Annotated in this window: 18 protein-coding genes; 12 read left to right on the top strand and 6 right to left on the bottom strand. The window is 70.1% G+C overall.

Annotated features, from left to right (window positions below):
- Positions 1–38: 38 nt before the first annotated feature.
- Positions 39–1,082 (bottom strand): hypothetical protein, encoded by a 1,044-nt coding sequence (locus tag LHJ74_RS18945; protein ID WP_260219263.1) that lies wholly within the window; start codon positions 1,080–1,082, stop codon positions 39–41.
- Between the two features lie 462 nt (positions 1,083–1,544).
- Here LHJ74_RS18945 and LHJ74_RS18940 point away from each other — a divergent pair, with 462 nt between their 5' ends.
- From LHJ74_RS18940 to LHJ74_RS18920, 5 genes are all read left to right on the top strand, one after another.
- Positions 1,545–2,579, top strand: coding sequence for an ABC transporter permease (locus LHJ74_RS18940; protein WP_260219262.1), 1,035 nt, complete (start codon positions 1,545–1,547; stop codon positions 2,577–2,579).
- 96 nt (positions 2,580–2,675) lie between these two features.
- Positions 2,676–4,475: an ABC transporter substrate-binding protein gene (locus tag LHJ74_RS18935; RefSeq protein WP_260219261.1), complete on the top strand. Its 1,800-nt coding sequence runs from the start codon at positions 2,676–2,678 to the stop codon at positions 4,473–4,475.
- Between the two features lie 163 nt (positions 4,476–4,638).
- Positions 4,639–5,616 carry an ABC transporter permease gene (locus LHJ74_RS18930; RefSeq protein WP_260219260.1) on the top strand — a complete coding sequence of 326 codons (978 nt, stop codon included), beginning with the start codon at positions 4,639–4,641 and terminating at the stop codon, positions 5,614–5,616.
- Between the two features lie 11 nt (positions 5,617–5,627).
- Positions 5,628–6,695: an ABC transporter ATP-binding protein gene (locus LHJ74_RS18925; protein ID WP_260219259.1), complete on the top strand. Its 1,068-nt coding sequence runs from the start codon at positions 5,628–5,630 to the stop codon at positions 6,693–6,695.
- A gap of 12 nt (positions 6,696–6,707) precedes the next feature.
- Complete coding sequence (locus LHJ74_RS18920; protein ID WP_260219258.1) at positions 6,708–7,847, top strand: ABC transporter ATP-binding protein; 1,140 nt, start codon at positions 6,708–6,710, stop codon at positions 7,845–7,847.
- A gap of 99 nt (positions 7,848–7,946) precedes the next feature.
- Here LHJ74_RS18920 and LHJ74_RS18915 read toward each other — a convergent pair whose 3' ends face one another.
- Positions 7,947–10,109, bottom strand: a complete 2,163-nt coding sequence (locus LHJ74_RS18915; protein ID WP_260219257.1) for a S9 family peptidase — start codon at positions 10,107–10,109, stop codon at positions 7,947–7,949.
- A gap of 208 nt (positions 10,110–10,317) precedes the next feature.
- On the opposite strand from LHJ74_RS18915, the gene LHJ74_RS18910 reads away from it, so the two are divergent.
- From LHJ74_RS18910 to LHJ74_RS18895, 4 genes are all read left to right on the top strand, one after another.
- A complete protein-coding gene (locus LHJ74_RS18910) occupies positions 10,318–10,512 on the top strand; it encodes a hypothetical protein (RefSeq protein WP_260219256.1) in 195 nt (64 codons plus the stop codon).
- 35 nt (positions 10,513–10,547) lie between these two features.
- The gene (gene mshB, locus LHJ74_RS18905) at positions 10,548–11,438 is read left to right on the top strand and encodes an N-acetyl-1-D-myo-inositol-2-amino-2-deoxy-alpha-D-glucopyranoside deacetylase (protein WP_260219255.1); all 891 of its coding nucleotides are present in this window, start codon (positions 10,548–10,550) and stop codon (positions 11,436–11,438) included.
- The gene (locus LHJ74_RS18900) at positions 11,435–11,857 is read left to right on the top strand and encodes a DUF6113 family protein (RefSeq protein WP_260219254.1); all 423 of its coding nucleotides are present in this window, start codon (positions 11,435–11,437) and stop codon (positions 11,855–11,857) included. The genes mshB and LHJ74_RS18900 overlap by 4 nt, the downstream gene beginning before the upstream one ends.
- 256 nt (positions 11,858–12,113) lie before the next feature.
- Positions 12,114–14,294 (top strand): peptidoglycan binding domain-containing protein, encoded by a 2,181-nt coding sequence (locus LHJ74_RS18895; RefSeq protein WP_260219253.1) that lies wholly within the window; start codon positions 12,114–12,116, stop codon positions 14,292–14,294.
- Positions 14,295–14,561: 267 nt separating this feature from the next.
- Here LHJ74_RS18895 and LHJ74_RS18890 read toward each other — a convergent pair whose 3' ends face one another.
- Together LHJ74_RS18890 and LHJ74_RS18885 are read right to left on the bottom strand one after the other, a co-directional pair.
- Entirely contained in the window at positions 14,562–15,458 is an 897-nt protein-coding gene (locus LHJ74_RS18890) for a transglutaminase-like domain-containing protein (RefSeq protein ID WP_260219252.1), read from the bottom strand.
- 92 nt (positions 15,459–15,550) lie between these two features.
- Complete coding sequence (locus LHJ74_RS18885; protein ID WP_260219251.1) at positions 15,551–16,642, bottom strand: GNAT family N-acetyltransferase; 1,092 nt, start codon at positions 16,640–16,642, stop codon at positions 15,551–15,553.
- A gap of 137 nt (positions 16,643–16,779) precedes the next feature.
- On the opposite strand from LHJ74_RS18885, the gene fdxA reads away from it, so the two are divergent.
- Both fdxA and dapC read left to right on the top strand, forming a co-directional pair.
- Positions 16,780–17,106, top strand: coding sequence for a ferredoxin (gene fdxA / locus LHJ74_RS18880; RefSeq protein ID WP_260219250.1), 327 nt, complete (start codon positions 16,780–16,782; stop codon positions 17,104–17,106).
- Positions 17,107–17,246: 140 nt separating this feature from the next.
- A complete protein-coding gene (gene dapC, locus LHJ74_RS18875; protein WP_311203324.1) occupies positions 17,247–18,389 on the top strand; it encodes a succinyldiaminopimelate transaminase in 1,143 nt (380 codons plus the stop codon).
- A gap of 137 nt (positions 18,390–18,526) precedes the next feature.
- On the opposite strand, the gene LHJ74_RS34465 is transcribed toward dapC, so the two are convergent.
- Positions 18,527–18,799, bottom strand: coding sequence for an ATP-binding protein (locus LHJ74_RS34465; protein ID WP_375546773.1), 273 nt, complete (start codon positions 18,797–18,799; stop codon positions 18,527–18,529).
- Between the two features lie 332 nt (positions 18,800–19,131).
- Positions 19,132–20,106: a VldE C-terminal domain-containing protein gene (locus tag LHJ74_RS18865; RefSeq protein WP_260219249.1), complete on the bottom strand. Its 975-nt coding sequence runs from the start codon at positions 20,104–20,106 to the stop codon at positions 19,132–19,134.
- Between the two features lie 41 nt (positions 20,107–20,147).
- Here LHJ74_RS18865 and dapE point away from each other — a divergent pair, with 41 nt between their 5' ends.
- Positions 20,148–21,227, top strand: coding sequence for a succinyl-diaminopimelate desuccinylase (gene dapE, locus LHJ74_RS18860; protein WP_260219248.1), 1,080 nt, complete (start codon positions 20,148–20,150; stop codon positions 21,225–21,227).
- The last annotated feature ends 37 nt before the right edge of the window (positions 21,228–21,264 follow it).

Genomic DNA, 21,264 nt, shown 5'->3' with positions numbered 1-21,264 from the left:
ATGAAGGGTGTTATCTGGTCCTCAGCGGTACCAGCGCGTCACCAACCAGGCGGCGGGACGGGCGGCGGCGCTCCGTACGGGCCCGGCTGCCCGCCCGGGGCTCCGTACGGACCGGGCGGTCCGGGCGGCGGCATCATCTGCTGATCACGCTGAGCCCGCTGCGCCAGGGCGATGAGCACGACCAGGCCCGCCACGGCGCAGAACACCTGAGTGAGGAAGTTGAGCTGGACGTTGGTGGGGAGGTCGGAGAAATGCTCGAGGAGCTCCTGCTTCAGGAACGCCGAGACGTAGAAGACGCCGAAGCCCGTCAGCATGCCGCCCGCCAGCATGCCGACCGGCCGGGCGAACGTCGCCCGGCTGACGGCGGCTATGGAGGCGACGAGGGCCAGTACGGCGATCACCCAGGCCGTCCACGCGTGCGGGGCGGCCAGCAGCGAGACCAGCGAACGCTCACCGGTGAAGAGGTCCTGGTACACCTCCCCGCCCCGCTCGTTCCACCAGTAGATCTCCCAGACGGCCACCAGCGCGCCCGCGGCGCCCAGGATGAGGAACGCCGTGATGGCCGCGCCGTGCGAGGGCCTGCCGGGCGGCTGGGCGGCTGGGTCGGCCACTGCCGAGTAGCCGTACGCTCCGTTGTCGGCGGGGCGGCGGCCCGCGACGGCCGCGACGACCAGGCCCAGCCCGATGACCACCGCGGCGATCGCGCTCAGCAGCGCCTTGGTCTTGAGCCCGTCGTCGACGCCCTGCATCCAGTCGGCGTTCAGATTCCACAGGCTGGGCAGGCGCAGCGCGGCGGTCAGCGCCCCGGCCGAGGCCAGAATGCCGGCGGCGGAGGACGCCCGTACGGTCATGGCGGCCGTGATCACGTAGGCGAGCAGGAGGATGGGGTCGAGCAGCGAACTCACCCACAGGCCGCCGTCCGCGCGGGGGCCCATCCCGGCCCACATCCACCAGACGTCGGTGACCTCGGCGGCCTCCGTGAAGTCCCGGATGATCCACCCGAGGCTGATGAAGGCGAGGATCAGCAGTCCGACCGCGCCGCCCACACGCGCGCCGCGCGCGAGTGTCTGTTCCTGCCCCATATGTACGGCCCCCCGAGTCTGGCTGCGGTGCGTGCACGCGTGCCCGGAGCTGAGTCCGGGCATACGTGCACAGCGGTTGTCACCGCCGACTCCTCAGGTTTACCCGTGTCACGCGCTGTTATCAAGGTGGCCGATGCGAAGGTTCTGGGCCGTTCGCTGAGAGGTCGTACGGAGTTCAGAGCCCGCCGTCCGTATATCGGTGTAACGACAGCTGAGTTGCGAGTGTGTTAAGAAGCTTTCTCCCAGAATGTCTGGTTATGACTGCCTGAGTGTGAGGGTGTCAAGCACGCTGGCACGTCAATCTGCAAAATCTTCGCTCAAGATGCGTGTCTGACCCGTATGCCAGTACCAACACCCCTTGACTGCGTACTTATTCACTTGCAAAAGTCCGCTCAACCCACGGCACACCCCGGTGCCAGTCAGAACGGGTTCGGAGCACCACGAGCGCGGGGGCACAACGCGATGACGAGTCCATCCCAGACTGCGAAGGTCGGGACCGACACCCCAGGTCCGGACGCAGAAGGTCTGAGCACGGAGAAGTCGGGCAAACCCGGCCAGTACACCGGCCGGTCACCCGGCCAGCTGATGTGGGCGCGCTTCAAGCGCGACCGTACCGGCATGATCTCTGCCTGCGTAGTGATTTTTTTCTTCGCCATCGCGGCACTGGCGCCAGTCGTCTCCTGGCTGTACGGAAAGGACCCGTACACGCTGTACGGGCAGAACGAGTACGGCCTGCTGGACGACTTCGGGTTCCCGACCGGTCCCAACGGCGGCATGTCCGCCGATCACTGGTTCGGCATCGAGCCCGAGCTGGGCCGGGACGTCTTCATGCAGCTGCTCTACGGAATGCGGACATCGCTCTACACCGCCGTCATCGTGACCATCCTGATGGTCATCACCGGCGTGCTGGTCGGTCTGGTGGGGGGCTACTTCGGCGGCAGGGTCGACTACTGGCTCGGCCGCGTCACCGACTTCCTGATGTCCCTTCCCAGTCAGCTGTTCTTCATCGCGACCATGCCCGTCGTCGTATCGGTCTTCGTGTCGCCGCAGGAGGAGACGCCGACGTATCTACGCGCGGTGGCGATGATCACGGTGCTGTGGTTCCTGGGCTGGATGAGCATGGCCCGACTGGTCCGCAGCCAGGTCCTCAGCCTGCGTGAGCGCGAGTTCGTCGAAGCGGCGAAGGTCACCGGCGCGTCGCCCTGGCGGATCATCCGCAAGGAGCTGCTTCCCAACATCTTCACCCCGGTCCTGGTGCAGGGCACGTACATGCTGCCCTCGGCGATGCTGAGCGTGGCGTTCCTGTCCTTCATCGGCGTCGGCTATGTGGAGCCGACGCCCGACTGGGGCCGGATGTTCGCCACGGCCGGAGGCATCTACGAGAACGACCCCACGTACATGTTCTTCCCCGGTATCGCCATGGTGATCTTCGTAGTCGCCTTCAACCTTCTCGGCGACTCCGTGCGGGACGCCTTTGACCCCAAGTCCGGACGCTGATCGTCCATCTGAGGGGGGCTGCCACCCCTGCGCCGGGACACCGGAGGCTACTGGGCAGCAGACGGATCCCAACTGACAGGCAGGTGCATTCTCCAAATGAAACTCACCGGATCGTACAGAGCGCGGGGGCCGGTCATCGCCCTCGTGGCGGGGTCGCTCGTGCTCGCGGGCTGCAGTGACGGCAGCAGCGACACCAAGGACACGTCGAACTCGCAGAAGGACGCCAAGTCGCAGTCCAACGCCGTCGAGTACCTCGACGCGGCGGCCTCCCAGGGCCCGGCCAAAGAGGTCAAGGGCGCCAAGGAGGGCGGCACGATCCGCTCCTACCAGGAGGATGACTTCTCGCACCTGGACCCGGGTGAGATCTACGTCAGCGACGCGGGCCAGCTCGCCGGTCTCATCCACCGCGGTCTGACCACCTTCGTCGAGGACGGCAAGGGCGGCACCTCCGTGGCGGGTGACCTCGCCACCGACGCCGGCAAGATGTCCGACGGCGGCAAGACCTGGACGTACACGCTCAAGGACGGCGTCAAGGACCAGGAGGGTGACGAGATCACCTCCGAGGACGTCCGGCACTCCATCGAGCGGCTGTACTCCGAGGTCATCACCGACGGGCCGCTGTTCGTCCAGCAGTGGCTGTCCGGCGAGGGCGCTTCGTACCGCAAGGCGCTCCCCGACGGTCCGTACAAGGGCGACCACCTGCCCAAGGACGTCCTGGAGACCCCGGACGACAAGACGATCATCTTCCACTTCAAGACGAAGAAGCCGGACCTGCCGCAGGCGCTCGCCATGGCCGGCTACTCCATCGTGCCGAAGGACAACGACACCAAGGAGAAGTACGACCAGGGCAAGGGACTCGTCGCCCTCGGTCCGTACAAGATCTCCGAGTTCAAGCCCGGCAAGTCGCTGAAGCTGGTGAAGAACGAGGAGTGGGACGCCAAGACCGACCCCAAGCGTCACCAGTACGTCGACGGCTGGAACATCACCTTCAACCACAGCCGGGCGGACCAGACCGAGCGGATCCTCTCCGACCGCGGTGAGGCGAAGAACGCCACCCAGTTCAGCGGCTCGGTCGACTCGACAAAGGTGAAGAAGGTCATCACCGAGGCCGAGGACCGCACCGTCCAGGGCTACCAGCCCTACGTGTGGCAGCTGAACATGAACATGAACCGCATCAAGGACAAGCGTGTCCGCGACGCGATCACCTACGCGCTGCCGAACGCCCAGATCCTGCGCCCGGACGGCGGCACCTACGCCGGTGAGCCGGCCGGCGGTCTGCTCGCCCCGACGGTGCCGGGTTACGTGAAGGGCTACGACCCGTACGGCAAGCTCAAGAAGCCGAACGGTGACAAGGAGAAGGCCAAGGAGCTGCTCAAGGAGGCGGGCGTCAAGAAGGGCACCAAGCTCGTCTACGCCTACGCCAACGAGCCGCACCGCCAGAAGCAGGCCGAGATCATCACCAAGGCCCTCGAGGACATCGGCTTCGACATCCAGAAGAAGGACGTCGACCAGGCCACCTGGTACGAGCAGATGGGCAAGGTCAAGAACGGCTTCGACCTCTACATGACCGGCTGGGGCCAGGACTGGCCGAGTGCCTCCACCGTCATCCCGCCGTCCTACGACGGTGACGCGATCGCCGACGGTGCGTCGAACTACTCGCACATCAACGACAAGCACGTGAACTCGGAGATCGACCGGATCCTGAAGATCGAGGACCCGGCGAAGGCGACTGAGGAGTGGACGAAGCTCCACAAGTACATCGTGGAGAAGGTCAACCCGGCCGCTCCGCTGTACTACACCAAGCAGCTGCAGATCTACGGCTCGAACATCGGCGGCGCCCGGTACAGCACCGAGCGCAGCTACATCGACCTGACGCGTCTGTTCCTGAAGAAGTAAGAACAGCCTGAAGAAGTAAGCAACACCTCACGAAGTAAGCAAGACCGCTTCATACCGGGTCCCCGGAGGTGCGCGTTCACAAGGCGCGCACCTCCGGGGACCGGCTCCGAGACACACCCCTCCTCTCCCGTCGTGGCAGCCGTGCTGAGAGCAGCGAACTCCTATGTTGAAATATCTGACTCGCCGGATGCTCGGCGCAGTAGTCATTCTGATCCTGATCAGTGCTTTCACCTTCTTCTTGTTCTTCGCCATTCCTCAGGACCCGGCAATGCTCTCGTGCGGCCGGAACTGTACGGAGGGCAACCTCAAGGTCATCCGCGAAGCCATGGGCCTCGATCAGTCGATTCCCATGCAGTACTGGGAATTCATGAAGGGAATCGTCGCAGGGCGTGACTTCAACGTCGGCCACTGCGATGCCCCGTGCTTCGGGATCTCCTTCGACGACGAGCGCATGATCTGGGACACGATCATGGACCGCCTCCCGCTGACGGTCTCCCTCACCCTGGGCGGCCTGGTCATCTTCCTGACCATCGGCATCGGCCTCGGCATGGTCGCCGCCCGCACCAAGGGCACCATGATCGACAAGACGGTCAGCTCCACCTCGCTGGTCTTCAGCTCCATGCAGATCTACTTCCTCGGCCCGATCGTGCTGGGGCTCCTCGTCTACAACACGGGCCTGCTGGCCGCACCGAAATACGTGCCGATCTCCGAGGACGCCATCGGCTGGGCGACCGGCCTGGTCATCCCGTGGTTCGTGATGTCGCTCATCTTCACCGCGAACTACACTCGTATGGCGCGGTCCACGATGATCGAGCAGTTGCAGGAGGACCATGTCCGTGCCGCCAAGGCGAAAGGCATGTCCGGCAAGTACGTCTTCTTCCGCTACGCGTGGCGCGGTTCTCTCATTCCGATCGTCACCATTCTCGGTGTCGACCTGGGCTCCCTGCTCAGCGGCGGAGTCGTCACCGAATTCACCTTCAGCCTGGCCGGCCTGGGGCGGCTCGCGGTGGAATCCGTCCAGGACAAGGACCTGCCGCTGACCATGGGTGTGATGCTCGTCAGCGCCGCCTTCATCCTGGCGTGCAACATCGTCGTGGACGCTCTGTACGCCTTCATCGACCCGCGCGTGCGGCTGTCCTAGGAGATCGACCCGTGACCACACTCACCAAGACCGAGGAGAACGTGCCGTCCCCGACCGGCTCGGACGCCTTCCTCTCGGTACGCGACCTGCATGTCCGGTTCTCCACCGAGGACGGCATCGTCAAGGCGGTGGACGGACTCTCCTTCGATCTCGAACGCGGTAAGACGCTCGGCATCGTCGGTGAATCCGGCTCCGGCAAGTCGGTGACCAACATGTCCATCCTCGGTCTCCACAACCCGGACCAGTCGGAGATCACCGGCGAGATCATCCTGGACGGTCAGGAGCTGACCGGAGCGCCCGAGAAGAAGATGGAGCAGCTCCGCGGCAACAAGATGGCGATGATCTTCCAGGACGCGCTGACGGCCCTGTCGCCCTTCTACACGATCGGCCGGCAGATCGGTGAGCCGTACCGCAAGCACACGGGCGCCTCCAAGAAGGAAGCCCATCAGCGGGCGATCGAGATGCTGGACAGGGTCGGCATCCCGAACCCGAAGATGCGCGTGAACGACTATCCGCACCAGTTCAGCGGCGGCATGCGGCAGCGTGCCATGATCGCGATGTCGCTGGTGTGCAACCCGGACCTGCTGATCGCGGACGAGCCGACCACCGCCCTCGACGTCACCGTCCAGGCGCAGATCCTGGACCTGCTCAAGGACCTCCAGCAGGAGTTCGGCTCGGCGATCGTCTTCATCACGCACGACCTGGGTGTGATCGCCAACGTCGCCGACGACATCCTGGTGATGTACGCGGGCCGGGCTGTCGAGCGGGGCACCACCAAGGAGGTGCTGACCGCACCGCAGCACCCGTACACCTGGGGCCTGCTCAGCTCGATGCCGCGGATCGGCTCGGATGTCAGCGAGGGCCTCCGGCCGATCGAGGGCACACCGCCGAGCCTGCTCACGCCGCCGCCGGGCTGCGCCTTCCATCCGCGCTGCGACTTCGTCGACCAGGTGTCCGGCGAGCACGCGTGCGGCAGCCGGCGCCCCGAGCTGCCGCTGGGGCGCGCCGCGGCCTGCCACCTGACGGCAGAACAGAAGCGGACCATCTTCGTCGAGCAGATCAAGCCCAGGTTGGGTTAGGGAGAAAGAGACATGAGCGAGGAACTCACCCTGACCAAGTCGGGCGGTGGCGCGCAGGACACGGGCGAGCCCCTGATGCGCGTCGAGGGGCTGACGAAGCACTTCCCGATCAAGGGCGGCTTCCCCATCAAGCGGACCGTCGGGGCGGTCCAGGCGGTCGAGGGCGTCGACCTGACCGTGCACGCGGGTGAGAGCTTCGGCCTCGTCGGCGAGTCGGGCTGCGGGAAGTCCACCACCGGGCGGCTGCTGACCCGGCTGCTGGAGCCGACCAGCGGCACGATCACCTACCGCGGGCAGGACATCACCCACGCCAAGCGGCGGCAGCTGGCACCCATCCGGTCCGAGATCCAGATGATCTTCCAGGACCCGTACTCGTCGCTAAACCCGCGGCAGACCGTCGGGTCGATCGTCAGCGGTCCGATGGAGGTCAACGGCATCAACCCGCCCGGCGGGCGGGAGAAGAAGACCCGCGAACTGCTGGAGACGGTCGGCCTCAACCCGGAGCACTACAACCGCTTCCCGCACGAGTTCTCCGGCGGCCAGCGGCAGCGCATCGGGGTGGCCCGCGCGCTCGCACTGGAGCCCAAGCTGATCATCGCGGACGAGCCGGTTTCCGCGCTCGACGTCTCCATCCAGGCACAGGTCGTCAACCTGCTGCAGAAGGTGCAGCGCGAGATGGGGATCGCCTTCCTCTTCATCGCGCACGATCTGGCGATCGTCCGGCACTTCTCGCAGCGCGTCGCGGTGATGTACCTGGGCAAGATCGTGGAGGTCGGTTCCCGCGAGGACATCTACACCCGCCCGCGGCACCCGTACACGCACGCGCTGCTCTCCGCGGTGCCGGAAGCCTCGCTGGACGAGGACGTGGCGAACAACAGCGGGCGGGAGCGCATCAGGCTCGCCGGTGACGTGCCCTCGCCCGTCAACCCGCCGTCCGGCTGCCGGTTCCGTACGCGCTGCTGGAAGGCGCAGGACAAGTGCGCCAGCGAAGCCCCGCCGCTCGTCCAGATCGGGGGCAACGCAGCCGGGCACCTCACGGCCTGCCACTTCCCGGAGGAGGGGACGATAGCGGACCGGGGCACGGACATCGTGCTGGACGCGGCGCTGGCCTCGGCGGAGGGCAAGGCGGCGAAGCACGACAGCACCGACTGACGTCCAAGCCTGCGTTTACCGGCTACGGCGCCGCACCCGGACGGGGTGCGGCGCCGTAGCCGGTTTCGGCCCGGGTTCCGGCCCGGGCCGGAACAGGCGTCAGACCATGCCGAGCGAACGCTTCAGGAAGGCGACCTGGAGCAGCAGCAGGTTCTCCGCGACCTCCTCCTGCGGCGTCATGTGCGTCACGCCGGACAGCGGCAGCACCTCGTGCGGCCGGCCATCCGCCAGCAGCGCGGAGGACAGCCGCAGGGTGTGGGCGACGGCGACGTTGTCGTCGGCGAGGCCGTGGATCACCATCAGCGGGCGGTGCTGCTCGGCGGCCCCGGACAGCCCCTCGTCGGTGATCAGCGAATTCGCCGCGTACACCTCCGGGTTGTCCTGCGGGGTACCCAGATAGCGCTCCTCGTAGTGCGTGTCGTACAGCCGGAGATCGGTGACCGGTGCGCCCGCCACGCCCGCGTGGAAGACGTCCGGGCGTCGCAGCACCGCCAGCGCGGCGAGATAGCCGCCGTACGACCAGCCCCGGATGCCGACGCGGCCGAGGTCCAGCGGCTCGGTCTCGGCGAGGGCGTGCAGGGCGTCGGTCTGGTCGGCCAGGTTGACCGCGGCAAGATCCCGCGAGATGGCCTTCTCCCAGCCGGGGGAGTAGCCGGGCGTACCGCGCCCGTCCGCCACGACCACCGCGAAGCCCTGGTCGGCGAACCACTGCGAGGTGAGATGCGCGTTGTGCGCCGCGACCACCCGCTGGCCGTGCGGGCCGCCGTACGGGTCCATCAGGACCGGAAGCGGTCCGTCGCCCTTCCGGTAGCCGCTGGGCAGCAGCACGGCCACCGGGACTCCCCGCTCGCCCGCGTGCAGCAGGCGCGGCGCCGCGGTGAGCACGGGCCGTTCGGCGTACGAGGCGACTGTGCCCCGCGGGTCGGTGCCGCCGTCCTCGGTGAGCCGCAGCACGCTCACGACCGAGCCGGGGCTCTCCAGCCGCGCGCTGGAGAGGACGACCGTGTCACCGCCGCGCACCGCCGAGGCGACGTGCGGGCCCGTGCCGACGGCGATCCGCTCCCAGCCGCCCTTGTCCCCGCTGCCCCGGAAGGACGCACGGTAGACGCCGATGTCGCCCGCCTCGGTGTCCATCCGGTCCGAGGCGTCGCCGGGGGAGGCGGAGAAGAGGATGTCCTCCGTGCCGATGTCCAGCACCGCGCGGACATGGAGGGCGGCCGAGGTCAGCGGGCGGTCGCCTGCCATCAGGACCCGGGCGCCGCCTTCGTCCTCGATCCGGACCAGCCTTCCGTCCGGTGTCCAGGCGGGAACTCCGGCGAAGAGTTCGAGCCATACTGGATCATCTTCCGCGTGCAGTGGTGAGGTGGCGCCGGTGGTGGTGTCGACGGTCAGGCAGAGCTGGCTGCGCTGGTCGCGCGCCTGCACCAGCACCAGCGGCGGTCCGTAGGAGGACCAGTGCACGCGGGCGAGATACGGGTAGCGGGCGCGGTCCCAGGTGACCTCCGTGCGCCCCTGTCCGTCCGCGTCGAGCAGCTGGAGGGTGACCTCGGCGTTCGCGGTGCCCGCCGCCGGATACGGGACCGCGACGGGCTCCCGGTCCGGGTTCGCCGGGTCGGAGATCCACCAGCGCGTGACCGGGGCGTCGTCGGCGCGGGCAACCAGCAGCCGGTCGCTCTCGGGGGACCACCAGTAGCCGCGGAACCGGTTCATCTCCTCGGCGGCGACGAACTCGGCTAGCCCATAGGTCACGGTTTGCGACTCGGGGACCGCGACGGCGCGGTCGTCGCTGCCGTCGGCGGCGACCGTACGGAGCGCGCCACCCGAGACATAGGCGATGCGGCGGCCGTCGGGGGACGGACGAGGGTCCACCACGGGACCGGCGGCGGGGAGTTCGCGGGCCGTACCCGCGCGCAGCTCGGCGGCGAAGAGCCGCCCGGAGAGGGCGAAAGCCGCCAATTCGACCGCCGTGTCCGTGGCATATGCCACGATTCCGGCGGAGCCCTCGCGGCTCCGCTCGCGCCGGGCGCGTTCCTCCGGCGGCAGCTCCTCCGCCGCACCGCCGAGGAGCACATCCGAGTCGGCCGCGGCGAACTCCCGGCCCCCGGCCAGCTCCCGCACCCACAGGGCGTGTGCCCGGTCGGAGCCGGTGCGCGAGCGCAGGAAGACGACGCGCTCCCCGTCGGGCGCCACGGTGAAGGCACGCGGGGCGCCCAGGGTAAACCGGTTCGTGCGTGCGTACTGCCGCGGGAAAGTCTCAGACATGGTGCTGAGGGTAGAGGGTAGCGCCGCCGCCCGGACCGGCGCCGGACTGGCTTGAATCGAATATGCGCCCCTCATCTGCTCCAGTGCACCGAACCATGTCGGCCTACCGATAGTTATGATCCGTTGCGGATGGTGGGTCCGGGGGTATGAAGCCTCCGATACCTGTCCCAACCGCTTCCCGACCGCGTGTACTTGGAGGTGAACCGCCGTGGCGCTCTCGATTTCGGCGGTGGTGCTGCTGGCAGTCATCGTCTACCTGCTCATCAAGAAGTCAGGACTCAAGGGCGGCCACGCCCTGGTGTGCACGCTGTTGGGCTTTTATCTCGCCAGCTCGACCGCCGCGCCGACGATCACTGATGTGACGACGAACGTGGCGAACCTGATCGGTGACATTCAGTTCTGACGACGGTCGGTCCCGGGGCATCGTAGGCTCGGGGCATGACCGACCCACCCGACCGCCGTCTGCTGCTCGTGCACGCCCACCCTGACGACGAGTCGATCAACAACGGCGCCACCATGGCCAAGTACGCGGCCGAGGGCGCCCTCGTCACGTTGGTTACCTGCACACTCGGCGAAGAAGGAGAGGTGATCCCGCCCGGGCTGGCCCATCTCGCACCCGACCGCGAGGACACCCTGGGCCCGTACCGCATCGGCGAACTCGCCGCCGCGATGCGTGAGCTGGGCGTGACCGACCACCGCTTCCTGGGCGGCCCCGGCCGCTACCGCGACTCCGGGATGATGGGCGTGGAGCAGAACGCCCGCCCGGACTGCTTCTGGCGCGCCCCGCTGGACGAGGCGGCGGAGCTCCTCATGGAGGTGATCCGTGAGGTGCGCCCCCAGGTCCTGGTGACCTACGACCCCAATGGCGGCTACGGCCACCCCGACCACATCCAGGCCCACCGGGTCGCGATGCGAGCTGCCGAGCTGGCGGCCGCGGACGACCGGCCGGAGCTGGGCAGACCGCACACCGTCGCGCGGATCTACTGGAACTGTGTGCAGCGTTCCGCGATAGAGGCGGGCTTCGCCCGACTGCGGGAGGCGGGCCGGGACATCCCCTTCCCCGGCATCGCGGGGGCGGATGACGTGCCCGGGGTCGTCGACGACTCCGAGGTCGCCGTCATCATCGACGGCGGCGACCGCCACTTTGCCGCCAAAACCGCGGCGATGCGCGCGCATGCGAGCCAGATCGCCGTGGACGGACCGTTTTTCGCCCTGTCGAACGATCTGGGGCAGCCGCTCTTCGGCGCCGAGCACTACCGTCTCGCTGACGCGTCCGCACCGCCCGGAGGGCCAGCGGACGACCTGTTCGCCGGGATGGTGATCCCATGAGCGGTCTGCTGGGCGGCTTGCTCACCGGGCCCGTTCACCGGCCGGTCACAGGCGCGCGCATCGCGGCGTACGCCGGGCTGGTGGTGCTCGGCCTGCTCATCGGCGCGGCGGGCGCACTGGTGCAGGCGGGCTGGTCCGTCGGAGGAGTGCCGCTCGCCCTGGCGGGCGCGGCGGGGCTGTTCTGGGGCGGTGCCCAGCTGACCCGTACGAAGCTGGGCGCGATCGCCCCGGCGGGCGGCTGGGTGGTGGCCGTGGTGCTGCTGACCATGCCGCGTCCCGAGGGCGACTTCGTGTTCGGCACCGGTCTCGGGTCCTATGTCTTCCTCTTCGGTGGGATGCTGCTGGCCGTGATCTGTGCCACGATCGCGCTGCCCGCAGTGCCGCTGCCAGCGGACAAGCGGACCGACAAGAGCCGCTGATACCCACTCTGATGTGGTGATTCTGTGGTGCCGGGACCAGTGTCAGCGGCCCCAAGTATGGTGGTGCGCGCTGGCGAGCCGCTTTCGGACAACATGACGGCGGCGAACCCAACCGGGAGATCCTGTTTTGAGCCGTGAAACTGACAGTTCGTCCTCCGGGCCCCGCGGGCGCGGCGGTCCCGCCCCCGCACCGGGCACTGAGCCGTACGGCTCCGCCGACGGAGCGGGAGAGCCGGCCGACCGCGGAGCTTCAGGAGTGGACCCCGCCGCGGCCGCGCGAGCGGACGAACCGAAAACCGAGACCACGCTGACCACCCGGATCCGGATCAACATCCCCGGATCCCGGCCGATTCCGCCGGTCGTGATGCGTACGCCCGTCGTGGCCGGGGCCGAGCCCGGCCCGCCCGGCGGCAGCCCCGAGGCGGGCGCCGCCGTGCCCGCCGCCCGGCGGGAGGAAACCGCAGTCGCCGCCGCCTCAGGGGCGGCCGGGGGCGGTGCGGAGACAGCCGCGATGTCCGCGGGCGGCTCAGGAGGCGGCTCGGGGGACACCGGCGGTTCTGGCGGAGCCGGGGGCTCCGGCGGCGACTCCCCGCAGGGGACGAGCGACTGGTTCGCTCCGCGCAAGGCGCCCAAGCCGGAGTCCGGAGCGTCCGGGGAAGACGGGTCACCGCCTGCCGCCCCGCCGCCGGGAACACCTGGTCCGCCGGGCGGCGAGCGTCCGTACGTCCCGGGCCCGCCCGACGAGAGCGACGCCCAGGAGCACCCCCCGACGCCGCCGGAGGGCTTCCCGGCGATCGGCCTGAGCGAGACCACCGGCAACGTGCCGCGCAGCGCCATCGACGAACTTGCCGATCTGATGGGCGAGCCAGGGCGTGCACCGGCTTCCGGCACCGCCGGCCCGGCGGTGCCGCCGCCGGGTCCCCCGGTGGGGCCGACCTCCGGGCCGGCGACCGGCGACATGCCCCTGCCGCCGCCCCCGCCGCCGACGCCCGCCGTGCCGGGCCCTCCCGGCGTACTGGGCCAGATGGGTGTGCTGGGTCCGCTCGGCACCTCGGGTGACACCACCGAGACGCCTCTCCCCCCCGGGCCGCCGGCGGCCGGGGCGGAGTCAGCCGCCAATTCCACCCTCGGCCTGGGCACCGGCCCGTCGGCGTTCTCGGGGATGACGCAGCCCAGCGCGCCGCAGTCGTCCGGCAGTCCGGCATCACCGCCGTACGGCGCACCGGGCGGCACGGACTTCCCGGGTGCCCCAAGTGTTCCGGGCGCGCCGAGTGTTCCCGGCGCTCCGGGCGCTCCGGGCGCTCCGGGCGGCGAGGGGATCTCCAGCGACACGCTCATCAGCGGCATCCCGCGGCTTCCCTCAGCCGAGGGCGGCTTCCCGGGACCAGCGCCCGGCGCGCCCGTCCCCGCTCCCGGCGACGTGCCGGACCGCGGTGACCTCGGCGGCGGCAACGACCGGCCCGCGTCCAAGGGACGCTCCAAGCTCATGCTCGTGGGCGCGAGCCTGATCGGCATACTGGGCGTCGCCTACGGCGCCGGGCTCCTCCTGGACCACGCCGACGTCCCCAACGGCACCACGGTGCTCGGGGTCGACATCGGCGGCAAGCAGAAGCAGGAGGCGATCGACACGCTGGACGCAGCGCTCGGCAAGCGGGGCACTTCCCCGCTCACCGTCGTGGTGGACGGCGAGAAGACCCAGCTCAAGCCGAGCGTCGCGGGCCTGACGATAGACACGGAGGCGACCGTCCGCGAGGTGGCGGGGCAGGATTACAACCCGGTGTCCGTCATCGGTTCGCTCCTCGGCGGCAGCCGTGAGGCGGATGCCGCGCTCGAGGTCGACGAGGAGAAACTGGAGGCGGCGGTGTCCGCCCTCGCCGCCGACGTGGAAAGCTCGGGGGGTTCCGGCGCTGCCAAGGACGGCATGGTCAAGTTCGAGAACGGCAAGGCTGTCGGCGTGCCCGGCAAGCCGTTCAAGGGCGTCAACGTCGCCAAGGCGTCGGAGGCCGTCGAGAGCGCTTACCGCGACCGCGCCGCCACCGGAAAGAACGGCCCGGTCACGCTGCCCGTCAGCAATCAACAGCCGACGATCAGCGAGAAGGAGATCGACAGCGCCGTCAGCGGCTTCGGGAAGACGGCGATGTCGGGCTGGGTGTGGCTGGAAGCGGGCGATGTGGAAGTGCCCTTCAGCCAGCAGACGATGGGCGACTTCCTGACGATGAAGCCGGGCGGCGGGAAGCTGCAGCCGGTGATCGACATGGAGGCGCTGAAGAAGACCTACGGATCGGCCTTCGACGGTGTCGTGATCGAGGCGGGATCGGGGACTGTCAAGATGACCCCGAAGCACGCGGCCGCGGCGATGATCCAGGCACTGAAGAAGCCGGCGCCCCCGGAGCCCGAGAAGCGCAAGGCCGTGGTGGAAGGCTCCCGCAGCCAGTAGCCCGCGAGCCCACGGCCTGCGAGTCGCTCCGCCCCGCCTGTTCCTGCCCCGCCCCCGGCGCCCCGCCGGGGGCGGGGCAGTCGCGTGGGCCTCTGGACACGCCCCGGGGCGTGCTTCGAAAGTCCCGCCCCGCCCGCGACGCCTGGCACACACGCTCGCCGCGTTGTCGGAATCGCCCGAGTAACCCATTACGAGGGCGATCCTCCGCCTTGCGGGCGCACGCACCAGCCGCCGCGGGCCTTACCGGCGCTGCTTCTCAAACACGCCCTAGTTGAGCCGCGCCCGAGCTGCACGCGCCTGACGGCGTACGGCGTCCGCCGCGTTGGGCTCCATCGCGGAGACGACGTCCGCGTACTCCTCCAGCCCGCGCGCACCGCCGACGAAGTCGCCGCGCTCGACGAGCAGCTGTGAGCGCTCCAGCCGCAGCCGCACCGGATGGTGGGGGAGGAGCAGGGAGAGGTCGAGGGCCCACAGCTGGACGTCCGAGTGCTCCGGCCGTGCCGCCGCCCAGGCCCGGATGTTGTTCAGCACCCGCAGCACCGTCTCCAGCGGATCGGCGGGCTGGAGCATCGCCCGCGACACCGGTCTGCTCCCGCCCGTGGCGGCCGTGACCAGGAGGTCCAGCTCGCCCTCCGCGAGCAGCCGACCGCCGTTGAAGGGGTCGGCGAGCACCTGCTTGCCCGACGGGTCGCCGAAGCCGACGACGAAGTGGCCGGGGAGCGCCACTCCGTACACGGGCGCACCGGCCCGCCGGGCCACCTCGATCCAGACGACCGAGAGCAGGATGGGCAGCCCGCGCCGCCGGATCAGCACGGCCTGGAGCAGCGACGAGTCCAGCCGCCGGTAGTCGGCCGTCGTGCCGTGGAAGCCGTGTTCCTCACCGAGCAGGCGCCGCAGCGCCTCGGCCCAGGCCCAGGGGTCGCCGCTCTGGCGGAGGTCGGCGGGCAGCTGCCCGGCGAGTCGGTCGAGTTCCATCTGCGAGCTGTCGATCGCCGCGTCGATCCAGTCCCCGGCTTCGCCCGCCGCCTCGCCCGCCGCCTCCTCTGTCGCTTCGCCTGCCGAAGCCTTCGCCGCCTCCGTGCCGATCAGCAGGCACAGCAGAGCCAGATCCGGCCGCTGCTCGGTCGCTGCCCTGCGGAATCTCTCCCTGCTGTCCGTTGTCATGCGGCGCTCCCCGTCGCGGTCGTTCCTCTGGGCGGGAGCGCTCACTCCCGCCTCACGTACGGTCCTGGTGCGCGCCTCCCGGCACGCGGCGGTCACTCCCGCGGTGCCCGGCGGTAGTGGTACAGGTGGTGGACGGTGAAGCCCAGCCCGTCGTAGAGGGCAGTGGCCGCCGTGTTGTCCGGCTCCACCTGGAGGTAGCCCGCCGAGGCGCCTTCCGCCAGCGCGTGCCGGGCCAGCTCGGCCATCACCGCTTCGGCCAGTCCCTGGCGCCGCTGGTCCGGGGCCACCTCTATCGCGGCGAACCCCGCCCAGCGGCCGTCCACCACACAGCGCCCGATCGCGGCGGGCGGGCCGTCCGCCTCCGCGGCCTCCGGGCCGGTGCGGGGCACGGTCGCGAACCACACCGAGGGGCCGCCGGACAGCACCCGCGCTGCCGTGCTGTGGCTGTCATCGGAGGCACGGCCATACAGGCTGAGCCACTCCGGAGACAGCTCCCGGTGCAGCAGCACCCGGGCGTCCGGCTCCCGGTCGGCGAGCGGGGCGAGCGCGCCGGTGCGCATCTGGGCGTGCCGCTCGGCGGTCCAGCCGCGGTCGGCGAGTGCGGCGGCCAGTCTTTCGTCCGTACGGGTGGCTCCGGGGCGGCCTCCCCCGGCCTCCGTGGTGACCTGGATCTTCGCGGGGAGTCCGCGGGCGGCGTACCAGCGGACGATCTCTCGCAGGGCGGTTTCCCAGTCCAGCCCGCAGCTGCCCAGTGGCAGTACGGAGTTGCCGCGGGCGGTGAATCCCTCGCGTGGCTGGTCGGCCACGGGGTCCGCTCCGTGCGGGGTGACGGGGCTGGCGCGCAGCGTCCACTCCCCGAGCCGTTCCGTCTCCAGTGCGGGCCAGCCGCGTGCCGCGACCTCCTGGAGTTCGGGGACGGCCGCCGCCGGTACGCCACGCCGCCGGTCGGGCGGTGGAGGCACGGTTTTGCCCGCCACGACGGCGGACTCCTGGAGCGAGACACCGGTACCGTCGCGGCGGGTGATCTTCAACACACCGTCTGTCCAGGATGTGAGCACGCCGACCGTGTCGGTGAAGGTGGCGCTCGGCTCATCGGGACCGGTCAAAGACCTCACCGACACGCGTTTCCCCACGTCGTCGGGGCTGATGCGGACCTCAAGTTGTCCGCTGATGGTGAATTCCACGTCAGGAATCGCCCCTCCTGTTCGTCTCGTGCCCGGGAACGGAGATACTAGAGGCGGGCATCGACGACGCCGCGCTCCCGCGCGCCCTCGGCGGAGCCGTACTCGGTCCGCCGGCCCTATCGAGGAGGAACGACAGCGTGACCTACGTCATCGCGGAGCCTTGTGTCGACCTTAAGGACAAGGCCTGCATCGAGGAGTGCCCCGTCGACTGTATCTACGAGGGCCAGCGGTCCTTGTATATTCATCCGGACGAATGCGTCGACTGCGGGGCCTGCGAGCCGGTGTGCCCGGTCGAGGCGATCTTCTATGAGGATGACACTCCGGAGGAGTGGAAGGACTACTACAAGGCGAACGTCGAGTTCTTCGATGAGCTCGGTTCGCCCGGCGGTGCTTCCAAACTCGGCATGATCGAACGGGACCACCCGGTGATCACCGCGCTCCCGCCGCAGAGCCACGACGAGTGATTCCGCGAAATCTGCTGTGAGAGCTTCCGGCCCGGAGCGCGCCTAGGTCCTTGCCCAGGCGTGTCCGGCGCCGCCCTCGGTCCCGTCGGCATGCCGTGCCTGCGGGACCGAGGCAGTTCGAGAGAGAGTGAGCCACCGCCGTGACCACGTCACTGCCCGCGCCGACGCCCGCCCCGGCGTCACCAGACCCGGCCGTTTCGGCCCGGCTGCCGGTGTTCCCCTGGGACCGGCTGGAGCCGTTCAAGGCGACGGCCGCGGCGCACCCCGACGGCATCGTGGACCTCTCGGTGGGGACCCCGGTCGACCCGGTGCCCGAGCTGGTCCGGCAGGCGCTCACGGACGCGGCGGACAGCCCCGGCTACCCCACGGTGTGGGGCACCCCCGCCTTGCGGGACGCCATCGTGGACTGGTGCGGGCGCAGGCTGGGTGCCCGCGGCCTCACGCACTCCCATGTGCTGCCCGTCGTCGGATCGAAGGAGCTGGTCGCCTGGCTGCCGACGCAGCTGGGCCTCGGCGCCGGAGACCGGGTGGCGTATCCCCGGCTGGCCTACCCGACGTACGAGGTCGGCGCCCGGCTGACGGGCGCTGAACCAGTCCCCTACGAGAGCGTCGTGGAGCTGGACCCGCGCGGTCTGCGCCTGCTCTGGCTCAACTCGCCGTCCAACCCCACCGGCCGGGTGCAGGGCAAGGAGGCGCTGCGCGAGGCGGTGGCCTGGGCCCGGGAGCACGGCGTGCTGGTGTTCAGTGACGAGTGCTATCTGGAACTGGGCTGGGAGGCTGATCCGGTCTCCGTGCTGCACCCGGAGGTCTGCGGCGGTTCGTACGAGGGGATCGTCGCCGTCCACTCGCTCTCCAAGCGCTCCAATCTCGCCGGGTACCGCGCGGCCTTCGCCGTCGGCGACTCCGCCGTGCTGGGCGAGCTGCTCCAGATCCGCAAGCACGGGGGGATGATGAGCCCGGCTCCGGTGCAGGCGGCGGCGGTGGCGGCGCTCGGGGACGACACGCATGTGGCGCGGCAGCGTGAGCGTTACGCGGCCCGCCGCGCCGCGCTGCGGGGCGCGCTGGAGGCGAACGGCTTCCGGATCGAGCACAGCGAGGCTTCGCTCTACCTCTGGGCGACTCGGGACGAGCCGTGCTGGGACACGGTCCGCGAGCTGTCCGAACGCGGGATCCTGGTGGCACCCGGGGAGTTCTACGGGGCAGCGGGCGAGCGTTTCGTGCGGATCGCGTTCACGGCGACGGACGAGCGGGTGCGGGACGCCGTGCGGCGGCTGACGGCCTGAGAGGCTCCAGCGCGGACCGCTCGTTGACGGCGTACGGGGAGCGTCCGGCGGCCGGGCGTGGAGAAGGGCCCCGGTGACTGGCACCGGAGCCCTTCCCGGAATCGCCGGCCCGCCTCGGCACCGGCAGCAGGGACGTCTCAGTTGGGGCCCAGCTGACCGGTGGCCAGGGGGTTGGCGAGCTGCCCCTGACCGACGGCGTCGGTGGCCGTCAGCGCGCTCATCTTCGACTCGGTCCCACCGAGGGCCTGCTGGACGTCCGGGCTGTCCGGATGGGAGAGCCCGGCCTTGTCCGGTACTGGCGCGGCGGGGGCGGCGGCGGCCGCACCGGCCGCGCCGATGACGCCCACGGCACCCGCTGCGGTGAGCAGCGCGGCCTGAGCGATCCGGCGGCTGAGGGGGAGGGAAGACATAGTGCTCCTTCGGGCGGAGTGGGGTGCTGCTTCGGAAGTGGGCCGCGGCCGGGCTTCCGTTGCTTGCTGGTCGCGACGCGCTCTGCCTATCGCCCTGGGCGGGCCCGAGGTTGCGGGCCGCTCCGGTAAAGGATTGGCAATGAGTCGCATTATCTGTTTCGGGTGAAACGGGGCAATCCGCCCGCGCCGGAACGTCCGGGGAAACGTCTCACCCCGGCCTCGCCAACGGTTCGGGACCGGCTCCCGCGAGCCGCCGGAACGGCGCCGTACGGAGTCCGCGGGGGCCGTACTCTCCCGCTCCAGAGTGAGGTGCCGGGCGTCTGTCCGAATGCCTACGACTGCGCAGCGGTGGCGAGCCGCAGCACGACCGCAGAACCGCCCGCCCCGGGCTCCTCGGACTCGCGCCAGCCGTCCTCGGAAAGCCCCGCGCTCCACACCCGGCCCGCGTAGGAGATCCGCTCGATACGCAGCTCCGCCGAGTGCGCAACCGCCCAGTGCGCCAGCTCCCAGCCGCGCTGCTTCCCGCCCGCGGGGATGGCCAGGTCGGTGGGCCGCTTGCTCCGGCCGCCCCCGCTGCCCGCGCCGCCGTCCTCGGCGCCCGCTGCCTCGCTGCCCGGCGCGGTGAGCACGTCCTCGCCGAAGTCCCGCATGAGCTTCTCCCGCACCTCGGCGAGGTCGCCGGGGCCGCTGACGCCCTCCGGGCCGGTGGTGCAGTTGAGGGCGGCGGCCCGGCGGCCGGTGAGCGCAGCGGTGAGGAGTGAGGCGTTCGTCTCATGCTTGGCGTACGCGTCGGGGTAGCCGCTGCGCTGAACCTTCTGCGCGGCGACGGTCAACGGGAGCTCGGTGTAGTCGGGGATCTTCACCAGATGGTCGTAGAACTTCCCGGCCGAGTAGACCGGATCGAGGATCTGCTCCTCGGTGCCCCAGCCCTGCGAGGGCCGCTGCTGGAAGAGCCCGAGCGAATCGCGGTCGCCATGGCTGAGATTGCGCAGCCCGGACTCCTGCATGGCAGTGGCCAGGGCTATCGTCACCGCCTGCTCCGGCAGTTGACGCACGGAGGCGACCGCCTCGATGGTCGCGGCGTTGGCCGCCTGCGCGGGGGGCACTTCGTACTCGGCCTTCCCGCCGTCCCCGCCATCCTCGCCGCCGCCGACCGCGGCACGTACCGTGCAACGGGCCGGGCCCGCCCCGCCCATGACGTACTGCGTCACCAGGTACCCGGCGATCCCGAGCAGCACGGCGAAGCCCGCGAGGGCCCGGAAACGCCTGCCGGGCCGCTCGCGCGAAGTAGTGGAGGTCTCTGGCACGGGGACCAAGGTACCGGTGTCCCGAACGTAGGGTGTCTGCCATGTCGCCCACCGAACTTGACCTGCATCAGAACGCAGCGTTGCTCACCGCACAGCTTGTCGACTTCCCCTCCGAGAGCGGCGGCGAGAAGCCGCTCGCCGACGCCGTCGACGCGGCGCTGCGCGCCCTGCCGCACCTCACCGTCGACCGCTACGGGAACAACGTGGTGGCCCGTACCCGGCTCGACCGTGCGGAGCGCGTGATTCTCGCGGGCCATATCGACACCGTTCCCATCGCGGACAACGTGCCCTCGCGGCTGGACGACGACGGAGTGCTCTGGGGCTGCGGCACCAGCGACATGAAGGCCGGGGTCGCGGTGCAGCTGCGCATCGCCGCGACGGTGCCCGAGCCGAACCGCGATCTGACCTTCGTCTTCTACGACAACGAGGAGGTCGCCGCCTCGCTGAACGGCCTCGGCCTGGTCGCCGAGGCACATCCCGACTGGCTGGCGGGGGACTTCGCCGTCCTGCTCGAGCCGTCCAGCGGGAACGTCGAGGGCGGCTGCCAGGGCACGCTGCGCGTGGAGCTGCGCACCTTCGGGCGGCGCTCGCACTCCGCCCGCAGCTGGCTGGGCGCGAACGCGATTCACGCCGCCCAGCCGGTGCTGGACAGGCTCGTCGCCTACCAGCCGCGGCGCAAGGTGATCGACGGGCTGGAGTACCGGGAGGGGCTGAACGCCGTCCGCGTCGAGGGCGGCGTCGCGGGGAACGTGATCCCGGACGTCTGCACGGTGACGGTCAACTACCGCTACGCGCCCGACCTGGGTGAGGCGGAGGCCCTGGCCCACGTACGCGAGGTCTTCGCGGACTGCGGAGTGGACGAACTCACGGTCGACGACAGCTCCGGCGGCGCCCTGCCGGGACTCTCGCACCCGGCGGCCGCGGCGTTCATCGAAGCCGTGGGGGGCGAGCCGCAGCCGAAGTACGGCTGGACCGACGTCTCCCGGTTCAGCGCTCTGGGCGTGCCCGCGGTGAACTACGGGCCCGGCGATCCGAATCTCGCGCACAAGCGGGACGAACGCGTCGAGACGGCGAAGGTGCTGCACTGCGAGGAGTCGCTGCGGGCGTGGCTCACGCGCTGACGCCCCCGCCCGCACGGTCTGCCGTGGCCCGGAATTG

Source organism: Streptomyces gossypii, from assembly GCF_025165795.1.
Lineage (GTDB): Bacteria > Actinomycetota > Actinomycetes > Streptomycetales > Streptomycetaceae > Streptomyces > Streptomyces gossypii.
The sequence above is the reverse complement of the archived record's forward strand: the minus strand, read 5'-3'. Positions and strand labels throughout refer to the sequence as shown.

Bases quoted from the DNA above. Each gene is read 5' to 3' on its own strand.
- LHJ74_RS18940 (WP_260219262.1), top strand. From the start codon at position 1,545: ATGACGAGTCCATCCCAGACTGCGAAGGTCGGGACCGACACCCCAGGT.
- LHJ74_RS18920 (WP_260219258.1), top strand. From the start codon at position 6,708: ATGAGCGAGGAACTCACCCTGACCAAGTCGGGCGGTGGCGCGCAGGAC.
- LHJ74_RS18945 (WP_260219263.1), bottom strand. From the start codon at position 1,082: ATGGGGCAGGAACAGACACTCGCGCGCGGCGCGCGTGTGGGCGGCGCG.
- dapE (WP_260219248.1), top strand. From the start codon at position 20,148: ATGTCGCCCACCGAACTTGACCTGCATCAGAACGCAGCGTTGCTCACC.
- LHJ74_RS34465 (WP_375546773.1), bottom strand. From the start codon at position 18,799: ATGTCTTCCCTCCCCCTCAGCCGCCGGATCGCTCAGGCCGCGCTGCTC.
- LHJ74_RS18900 (WP_260219254.1), top strand. From the start codon at position 11,435: ATGAGCGGTCTGCTGGGCGGCTTGCTCACCGGGCCCGTTCACCGGCCG.
- LHJ74_RS18930 (WP_260219260.1), top strand. From the start codon at position 4,639: ATGTTGAAATATCTGACTCGCCGGATGCTCGGCGCAGTAGTCATTCTG.
- LHJ74_RS18890 (WP_260219252.1), bottom strand. From the start codon at position 15,458: ATGACAACGGACAGCAGGGAGAGATTCCGCAGGGCAGCGACCGAGCAG.
- LHJ74_RS18935 (WP_260219261.1), top strand. From the start codon at position 2,676: ATGAAACTCACCGGATCGTACAGAGCGCGGGGGCCGGTCATCGCCCTC.
- LHJ74_RS18915 (WP_260219257.1), bottom strand. From the start codon at position 10,109: ATGTCTGAGACTTTCCCGCGGCAGTACGCACGCACGAACCGGTTTACC.
- mshB (WP_260219255.1), top strand. From the start codon at position 10,548: ATGACCGACCCACCCGACCGCCGTCTGCTGCTCGTGCACGCCCACCCT.